Origin of the sequence: Oceaniradius stylonematis, from assembly GCF_003149475.2 — a bacterium.
GTDB classification, from domain to species: Bacteria; Pseudomonadota; Alphaproteobacteria; order Rhizobiales; family Rhizobiaceae; genus Roseitalea; species Roseitalea stylonematis.
The window spans coordinates 1-217 of the sequence record NZ_QFWV02000013.1; the positions used below are offsets into that span (position 1 = coordinate 1).

The following is a 217-nucleotide window of genomic DNA, read 5'->3' on the forward strand; positions in this document are numbered from 1 at the left end:
CAGAGCGCGGCGTCGCGCACCGGAAGGACCAGGAACAGATGTTCGATCAGACCCAGAAACGCGAACGCCGCCATCAGCGACCATCCTGTCATCGCCGCCGGATCGGCGGAAGTGGCGGCCATATAGACGCTCGCCGTCAGCAGCCTCGTGACGATGACGACCGATACGATGAAGAATGCGTGCACCCGGTCGGTGCGGAAATAGCTGGTCAGATAGG

At 62.2% G+C, this 217-nt stretch carries 1 protein-coding gene; it reads right to left on the bottom strand.

What is annotated here, in order from left to right; genetic code table 11:
- On the bottom strand, positions 1-217 hold a 217-nt coding region (locus DEM25_RS17435; protein WP_158585299.1), incomplete at both ends, for a DUF3623 family protein.